This is a genomic window from Duganella lactea, from assembly GCF_009857505.1.
GTDB lineage: Bacteria > Pseudomonadota > Gammaproteobacteria > Burkholderiales > Burkholderiaceae_D > Rugamonas > Rugamonas lactea.
On sequence record NZ_WWCP01000071.1, the window covers coordinates 1 to 7,710 of the forward strand.

The following is a 7,710-nucleotide window of genomic DNA, read 5'->3' on the forward strand; positions in this document are numbered from 1 at the left end:
CCGCGCTGGAGCGCCGCCGCGCCTAAGGCGTGGCGCCGGCCGCGCGCGTGAACGTCAGCGTGTGCCGCGCGGGCCCCGGCAGCAGCGGCGATGCGCGCCCGGTCAGCCAGTCCATGCGGCCATCGAGGAAGTACGGCGACAGCGGATGGCCGCTTTGCCCGCCCGGCATGTTGAAAATGCCCTGCTCCTCGTGGCCCGGTGACACCGTCAATCGCTCGGACTGGCCGAAGGTTGGCCCGGCCACGCGCGGCATGTGCTGATCGCCGGCCAGCATGTCCGGCGCCACCTTCAGGTATTTGCCCAGCAGCGGTATCGCCGACGCCATCGGATGCGCGCTGACCGCCGTGTTGCGCTGGCCCCAGGTGGCGTTCTTCAGAGGCTGGCCGTCCTTGGTCAGGTCGGCGATCACGCGGTCCAGCGCCGCCACCTGCAAGGCTTGCCAGTTGGCGTACTGCGGCGGCAACCAGCCGGCGGGCTGCTGGTCCAGCAGACGCGCCAGCACCACCGGCCAGCGTGCGCTGACGGCCGCCATGCTGGCCTTGGGGTCAACCCGCGCCAGTTCCGCATTGACGTTGTCGTACATGATGTCGTACACCGCGTACATGAAACCGCGCGTGATGCGGTAAGCCACCGAATCCACGCTGGCATTGCCGCTCCAGCTATCCTTCAGCAGCGCCAGCGCCTCGGCGCGTTGCGCGTTGCCGGCGATGGCCTTCGCATCCAATGCGGCCAGGGCGCGTTCGCGCCACGCGCTGAGGAACAACGCGCGGTCATCGAGACCGATGGCGTAGACCTTCTTGACATCGGTCTTCGCGCCCAGCGCGGTCAGGCCGTCGCGCACCTGGTGCGTGCGTGCGCCAAGGTCAAAGCCGCCGTCGCCGATCAACTCCGCGCCGGTGCCGGAAAGCTGGCGGCTGTTGGCCGTGGCGATCTGACCCGCGGCCGGATTCACCACTTTGGGATACGCCTCCGGCGGCAGCCAGCCTTGCCACAAACCGGCGGCTTCCCAGGCTTTAAGCGGATAAGTGGAAGCCATGCCGGCGGCGGCACGGCGCGGCATCGGGCCGGCGATGGTCCAGCCGATATTCCCCTTGCTGTCGCCAGCAACGAAATTCTGCGCCGGGATGCCCAGCGTCGGCGCGATCGCCAGCGCTTCATCGAGCGTATCTGCCATTTCCAGATGGGCGATATTCAGATTGACCGCGCCCGGCAAATGCGCGGCCCAGTGCACCGCGTAGCTGCGCGCGCCCACCTCGCGGATCGGACCAAGCGCGGTCTCGCGCACCACCAGCTTCACCGCCGGCGCTCCCTTGACCAGAATGGTTTCCTCATGCGCCACCTGCGGCTCCTTGCCCTCCAGCTCCACGAAGTCGAGGTAATCGCCGTAGCTGTTGGTGAAGCCCCACGCCACATGGCCGTTACTGCCCACCACCACAAACGGCGTGCCGGGCAAGGTCACGCCAACCATGCGCCGCTGCCCGCCCTTCCCGTCCGGGAATTGCAATGCGGCGCGATACCAGATGGCCGGCAGTTGAATGCCGAGGTGCATATCGTCGGCGACGATGGCGGCGCCGGTGTCGCTGCGGCTGCCCGCCACCGCCCAGTTGTTGCTGCCGACGGTGTTGAGAAATTCCGCCTGCGCCAGCTTGGCCGGCGCCGGCGCATCGGCCGCTTTCGGCTTGCCCCACCAGGCGGGCGGCGTGGCGGGAATCACCACCTCGCCGCTGTCGATGGTCTGCGCATCGAGCGGCGCGTCCCACGGTGTCGACTCGGGCGCGAGGAAGGCGCGCTGCGCTTCATCGGTATTGTCGCGGAACCAGCCGCGCGCCAGCTCGCGCGATTCCAGATTGCCCTGCAAATCGAAGTACATGGCCCACACCACCAGCAGCGTATCGGCCGGCGACCAGGCACGCGGCGGTTGTCCGATCAAGGCGTACTCAAACGGCTTGGCGCTCAACGCATTCAGGCCGTCGTTGACGCCCGCCGTGTAGCGCTCCAGCAGCTTGCGATCAGCGGCGGACAGCGCCCGCACCGCCAGCTCGGCACGGGCGCGGAAGCGATGCAGCCGGTGCGATGTATCGATTGGCAGCGCGCGTTCGCCAAACAGCTCGGACAACTCGCCCGACGGCACACGGCGCAACAGATCCATCTGGAAATAGCGCTCCTGCGCGTGAACGAAACCGGTGGCATAGGCCACGTCGTCGCGGCTGCCGCCGCTGATGACGGGCACGCCGTGCGCGTCACGGGCGACGCTGGCCGTGGTTTCAAGGCCGGCGACCTGGCGCTGGCCTTCCAGCTGCGCGAGGCTGCCGCGCAAATACAGCCATGCGGCGGCAACCGCCAGCACCAGCAACACCACGGCGGCGATCAGTATCCGCTTCGACCACACCAGCAGCCCGCTCTTTTGCATATTCATTCCTTTACACTATGACCACGATCACAGCGGCCATAGTGCCAGAGAGACGAGGCGTGGGCAATCAGCTTGTTGGTACGAGATCCAGCGCCCACGTCTCGTTGACCATGTCCTTGCCGAAGGCATGCACCGCTTCCTCGGCCACCAGCCGATAGCCTTTGCTCAGATAGATGTGACGCGCTTCCTTTTGCTGATCGGTGGTCCACAGACGCATCTTGCGGTAGCCGGCGGCGCGCGCAAACTTGTGGCACTCATCGACCAGTCGCGATCCCAGCCCCAGGCCGCGTGCCTGCTCTTCCACCAGCAGCAAGCGCAGTTTGGCCACGCCCTCCTCACCGCTGCGCGCCAGCGCGATCGAGCCGACCGGCTGGCCGTTGATCTCGGCGATCCAGCAATGCTCCAGCGCCGGATCGAAATCGCGCTCGAAATCGGCGCAGATCTGGCCGACCAGCGTTTCAAAACTGCGGTCCCAGCCCTGCTGCGCGGCATACAGCTCGCCGTGGCGGCGCGTGATCCATGCCATGTCGCCGGCGCGGTGCGCGCGCAGCACGAAAGGCTGGGCGTACTTCATGCCGCTGTGCGCGTCCAGCAGCGCGCGTATGGTGTGCATCGCATCCAGCATGCGCAGCTGGTCGACCTCGTCGAAGCGGGACAACATGTCGCCCACTTCGTCGCGCGAGCGACGGTCCAGCGGTTCGTAGATTCCGCGCCCGCGCGCCGTCAGGTGCAGCAGCTTGGAACGGCCGTCGGTGGCCGATGGCACCTTGCTGACCAGGCCCGCGTTTTCGAACTTGGCGACGATGCGGCTCAAGTATCCGCGGTCCAGTCCCAGGTCGCGGCACAGCGCGGCCGATGGCTGGTCACCATGGTGGGTGAGTTCGTACAGCACACGCATTTCAGTCAGCGTGAATTCGCTGTGCAACAGGCCTTCGCGCAGCACACCGATCTGGCGGGTGAAGAAACGGTTGAAGGAACGGACTGCGGCAACGCGATCGGAAAAAACTGGGACGGGCATGAACACTCCGGCTATCGCTAGTCGTTCGATTGTGCGATAGATTGCTGACTGAGTCAACAATGTGTGGTGCGGCCGCACGGACACGCGTGCGCCGCATTTCGTTAATATTATTGCAATCGCAACACGACTACGCGGCCACCATGCCGCCTACGACAAAGAACGCGTTGCCGCCTTGCGCGAGCTACTGATCCTGGACACGCCGCCCGAAGCACGCTTCGACAAAATAGTGCGGTTCGCGGCGCGGGAGTTCGATGTGCCGTTCGCCCTGATCACGCTGCTCGATGAAAATCGTCAGTGGTTCAAGGCCAGCGTGGGCGTCGATCTTTGTGAGACCGCCCGCGCTATCTCCTTCTGTGACCACGTCATCTTGCAGCCGGACATTTTCATCATTCCCGATACACGCGCGGACGAGCGCTTTGCCGACAAATAAGTATTAGCGTCAAAGCCGCCACCGTTTAGCGTTGCAGACCCGCCAGTGATTCGCATGCCAAACCGCCACCTGAAATGGCGTGTGCTGATGCGAGGCGTACTGCGACCGGCGGCTTGCGCCCCATCTCGGACTGTCAGGATTTCTCTGCTACGCAGATCCGCGTGGGGCTCTTTGCGGCCCAAACTGAATATGAAGATATGCTACGCTGTCGAAAATACTTGCATCGCCTCTGAATCTATTAATTACTACAGCAACTAAGGAGCTAGCAGATGCCAATGTTGTCTCGTATTATTTTGCTGATCTGCGCAATGCTTTGCGGCGGATTCCTCACGCTCTCCGGTGCGAGCTTTTCGTATGCACTTGAAGACGATGGCTACTCGCGCGGCACGTCAGTTTTCTGGCTAGTTGTCGGCGCACTTTTCTCCGCACCTTTTTGGATTCCGGCATTGATCCCTTCGCGCTATCCGCTTGCGCTTCAGATCGGGCGCTGGGTGGGCGCTGCACTCCTGCTTTTTCCTACACTGCTGTTTGGCAGCATCGTTTGGCATAATATTAGCCGCAGCATTTCCGATCTGGGAGCCACGCCCTCGGTGCTCATTCTGGGAATCGTTTTGACTACTGCCTGCTTTACCTGCATTGTGAATCGCCACGAGTCTGCTAGACACCCGCGAGCCGTTCAAAATGCCTTCGCTCAAACTCTGCTGGCGAAAGCCTGTCATTAAATCTGTGACGGCGCTTCGGATTGTAGAACATCTCGATGTAGTCGAAGATGTCCTGCCTGGCGTCGTCCCTGGTTGCATAGGTCTTGCGCTTGATGCGCTCGCGTTTTAGAAGCTGGAAGAAACTTTCAGCGACAGCATTATCGTGACAGTTTCCACGCCGGCTCATGCTTGGCTCCAGCCGATGCGCCGTCAAGAAATCGCGCCAGTCCTTGCTGGTGAACTGCGAGCCTTGGTCCGAATGAACCATCACAGGATCGGCCGGCTTTCGTCGCCAAACCGCCATCAGCAGCGCATTCATCGCCAGCTCTGTATCAATCCGCGAGCTCATCGACCACCCGACAACCTGGCGTGAAAACAAGTCGAGTACAACTGCTAGGTACAGCCAGCCTTCATGGGTTCGAATGTAGGTGATGTCCGTCACCCAGACCCGGTTTGGCTCAAGCACATCAAATTGCCGCTGCAGATGATTCGGCGCCACCACCGATGGCACGCCGCCGCCGTTCCACTTGCGCTTGCCGTATCCGGTCTGCGAGCGCAGCCCCGCCGCGCGCATGATGCGGTGAACACGATTGATGCCGCATCGCTCGCCCAGGTCGCGCAGGTCGTCGGATACCTTGCGGTAGCCGTAGACCGCGCCGCTTTCCAGCCATGACTGCTTAATGTGACCGAGCAGACGTTTGTCTTCCTTGGCCCGCTTGCTTTCTGGCTGAACGCACCACGCATAGAAGCCGCTGGGATGAACGCCCATCATCTTGCACAACCGCCGCACCGGAAATTTGTCCTGTACTTCCTGAATGAAGGCGTACCTTACCCGGACGTCTTGGCAAAGTACACCGCGGCCTTTTTCAAGATGTCGCGCTCCTCGGTAACGCGCTTCAATTCGGCCTTCAGTCGCCGCATCTCGTCAGACTGGGCGTCCTGGACTTTGCGCTCGATTTCGGGCACGCCATACCGCTTTGTCCACGCATAAATACTGTGGATACTGACGCCGAGCCGCTCTGCGACCTCAGCCGCCGGGTGCCCGCGCTCAATAACCTGCTTGACCGCAGCGACTTTAAATTCTTCCGTGTAACGCTTCCCACTCATGATTTCTCCTTTGCCTAAATTATGGCTCAGGAGTGTCTACAATAGTCGTGGCGATTCAATTTCACAAACAGCCGCTTGCCGTTTCAGGGATCACCAGCACGAACAACAACGCAAGAATGACTAGCTGCAACGCCATTAAAAAGAACATCCTATTTCCAATGATTTTGACTGCTTCATCATTTGACTTACGGTAGCCAGCGCTTACTATTTCCCCGAATTGTTCGATCTCAAACGAATTCATACCAAGTTCGCCTCTAAATATTGACCGACTTTCCTCAAGACGATCCTCCAATATAGCAACTCGCTCACAGAACTTTTTGAACAGAATGGCGACCAAATTCCAAGAATCACTATGATCGCTATAATACCTATTAAGAGTATTTTAAATTGACAGCAATTCATTTTTAAAATATCGGATTTATTTAACCGTTGAAGCAGTATTTAAGCACAATTCTACCATCGGAAAAATTTTAGTCATTGATTGAGTTAGGATCTATGCTAGGTGCAGGCTTAATTATGTCGATATCTAAATTTAAAATTTTGAGGTTGCTTTCAACGTCCGGTATTGGCCGGTTGCAGCACGTCGCTGATGTTCTTAAATGTTTCTTTTGCGAAAATAAACCTGCCAGCAAAAAATTAGCGCCAGAGCGAGGAATACGAAGGAAAAACCGGTAACCAAATGCTCTGGCAAGATAGACGGAAATACCTTGTCGAAAACTATGTAAGCTAACCAGAAGAGCATAGCCAATGCCGCAACCCACTGCTTTCGCCAGACGCACCCTGCCAATGCAAGAGACGAGCCAAAAATACCCAAGATAGTGCCGATTTGCATTTCAAACCTCAAAGAGTCAAGTGTCCGGTTGTTGCCGAACTCGGCCGGCGGCATTCAGGATAACAGCTTGCTCTGCTGCAAAAATCACAGATTGTCACTCTAGACTGAAGCCGCCCATAACGGTCATCTGTTAAAGTGATGGGGGAGGCCCAGAACGGATTCTTAACTCTCGCATAAATCTGCGGCCTCGACTGTTAACAGGATGCACCTATGAACGACCAAACCTCCACCGTATTGCGCACCGAGCACACTGGGCTGACAGTTGCGTCGATCGATGGTGTACTTGATTTCTGGACTGAGGTTCTCGGCTTTCAACTCGTGTACCGCAAAGAGCTTGGCGGTGGGCACGCGATGGAACAAGTGGTCGGTGTGTCGGGAGCTTATTTAAGAAACGCTCTCCTAGAGGGGCCCGATGGATATAGAGTTGAGCTGATTGAGTACGATTCGCCGGAAGACCGCGTGGTTTTGAAACAACGTCCATGCGACGTCGGTTCGGCTCATTTGACGTTTGCCGTGACCGATCTGCGCGCAATGCTAAATCGCATGGCCCATTATGGATGGACGGCAACCGGCGAACCGCAAACTGCGCCTAGCGGAACAATCATGGTCTACACCCGAGGACCTGACGGCCACACTATAGAACTAATGCAACATCCGGAGTGAACTGCCTGTCAGTGAAAACTTTATCTTGGTTGCTATCTGGTAGACGTAAGACGGAGAACAACTTCGGCATCAACTGGGCGGTGCATCATCGGTGTGAGGTTTTAATAGGTGATTACTTGAGCGACCGGTTTTGGCCGAACTCGGCCGTTAGCCATAGAGGATAGCATCTTGCTCATCTGAAAAATACGCGAAATCTCACAAATGCGAGCGGCGGCGTTCAATGCCGTGGGGTGGAGGTAGTCCGTGAGAACGAACGGCGGCGACTTATGAGAGTCGCTGGCAGTAGTGATGGGAATACTGGCCCGGGCAAACTGAGGCGACTAACCAAGCGGCGGTTTCGAATGCTAATCGGTGGTGGTTTCGCGATGCTAAATAATGGAGGTTTTGGCATGCTAAATGGTGGTGGTTTGGATGCTAATACTCGAGCCTGTAAGAATTTCTGTGTGAAACGGGGTCATGAAATAATACCGAAAGGGATGCTCCATGATCGACACGATGACCACCAAGAAACCGCGCAAAAAGAAAGAGCCGTATCCATTCCCAGTTGAG

Annotated in this window: 8 protein-coding genes; 3 read left to right on the top strand and 5 right to left on the bottom strand. The window is 58.6% G+C overall.

The features are described from left to right. Nucleotides 1-22: 22 nt before the first annotated feature. Together GTP44_RS26405 and GTP44_RS26410 are read right to left on the bottom strand one after the other, a co-directional pair. Entirely contained in the window at nt 23-2,410 is a 2,388-nt protein-coding gene (locus GTP44_RS26405) for a penicillin acylase family protein (RefSeq protein WP_371867338.1), read from the bottom strand. Between the two features lie 67 nt (nt 2,411-2,477). Continuing rightward, nucleotides 2,478-3,428 (bottom strand): bifunctional helix-turn-helix transcriptional regulator/GNAT family N-acetyltransferase, encoded by a 951-nt coding sequence (locus tag GTP44_RS26410; RefSeq protein ID WP_161021750.1) that lies wholly within the window; start codon nt 3,426-3,428, stop codon nt 2,478-2,480. Between the two features lie 61 nt (nt 3,429-3,489). On the opposite strand from GTP44_RS26410, the gene GTP44_RS26415 reads away from it, so the two are divergent. Both GTP44_RS26415 and GTP44_RS26420 read left to right on the top strand, forming a co-directional pair. Beyond that, the gene (locus GTP44_RS26415) at nt 3,490-3,858 is read left to right on the top strand and encodes a GAF domain-containing protein (RefSeq protein WP_229257101.1); all 369 of its coding nucleotides are present in this window, start codon (nt 3,490-3,492) and stop codon (nt 3,856-3,858) included. A 275-nt stretch (nt 3,859-4,133) separates the two neighbouring features. Then, nucleotides 4,134-4,580 carry a hypothetical protein gene (locus GTP44_RS26420; protein WP_161021751.1) on the top strand — a complete coding sequence of 149 codons (447 nt, stop codon included), beginning with the start codon at nt 4,134-4,136 and terminating at the stop codon, nt 4,578-4,580. Here the strand turns inward: GTP44_RS26420 and GTP44_RS26425 are convergent. From GTP44_RS26425 to GTP44_RS26435, 3 genes are all read right to left on the bottom strand, one after another. Further along, nucleotides 4,516-5,666 (bottom strand): IS3 family transposase gene (locus tag GTP44_RS26425; protein ID WP_161021752.1). Its coding sequence is split into 2 segments (ribosomal slippage): nt 4,516-5,420 and nt 5,420-5,666, totalling 1,152 coding nucleotides; the frame shifts between segments, so codons are not numbered across the junction. The genes GTP44_RS26420 and GTP44_RS26425 overlap by 65 nt on opposite strands. A 61-nt stretch (nt 5,667-5,727) precedes the next feature. Then, nucleotides 5,728-5,907, bottom strand: coding sequence for a hypothetical protein (locus GTP44_RS26430; protein WP_161021753.1), 180 nt, complete (start codon nt 5,905-5,907; stop codon nt 5,728-5,730). Nucleotides 5,908-6,261: 354 nt separating this feature from the next. Beyond that, nucleotides 6,262-6,498, bottom strand: a complete 237-nt coding sequence (locus GTP44_RS26435; RefSeq protein WP_161021754.1) for a hypothetical protein — start codon at nt 6,496-6,498, stop codon at nt 6,262-6,264. Nucleotides 6,499-6,708: 210 nt separating this feature from the next. On the opposite strand from GTP44_RS26435, the gene GTP44_RS26440 reads away from it, so the two are divergent. Then, on the top strand, nt 6,709-7,161 hold the full coding sequence (locus GTP44_RS26440) for a VOC family protein (protein WP_161021755.1): 453 nt from the start codon (nt 6,709-6,711) through the stop codon (nt 7,159-7,161). Nucleotides 7,162-7,710: the final 549 nt, after the last annotated feature.

Excerpts from the sequence above, each read along its gene's own strand:
- GTP44_RS26405 (WP_371867338.1), bottom strand. The coding sequence starts at position 2,410 with ATGCAAAAGAGCGGGCTGCTGGTGTGGTCGAAGCGGATACTGATCGCC.
- GTP44_RS26410 (WP_161021750.1), bottom strand. The coding sequence starts at position 3,428 with ATGCCCGTCCCAGTTTTTTCCGATCGCGTTGCCGCAGTCCGTTCCTTC.
- GTP44_RS26420 (WP_161021751.1), top strand. The coding sequence starts at position 4,134 with ATGTTGTCTCGTATTATTTTGCTGATCTGCGCAATGCTTTGCGGCGGA.
- GTP44_RS26430 (WP_161021753.1), bottom strand. The coding sequence starts at position 5,907 with ATGAATTCGTTTGAGATCGAACAATTCGGGGAAATAGTAAGCGCTGGC.
- GTP44_RS26435 (WP_161021754.1), bottom strand. The coding sequence starts at position 6,498 with ATGCAAATCGGCACTATCTTGGGTATTTTTGGCTCGTCTCTTGCATTG.
- GTP44_RS26440 (WP_161021755.1), top strand. The coding sequence starts at position 6,709 with ATGAACGACCAAACCTCCACCGTATTGCGCACCGAGCACACTGGGCTG.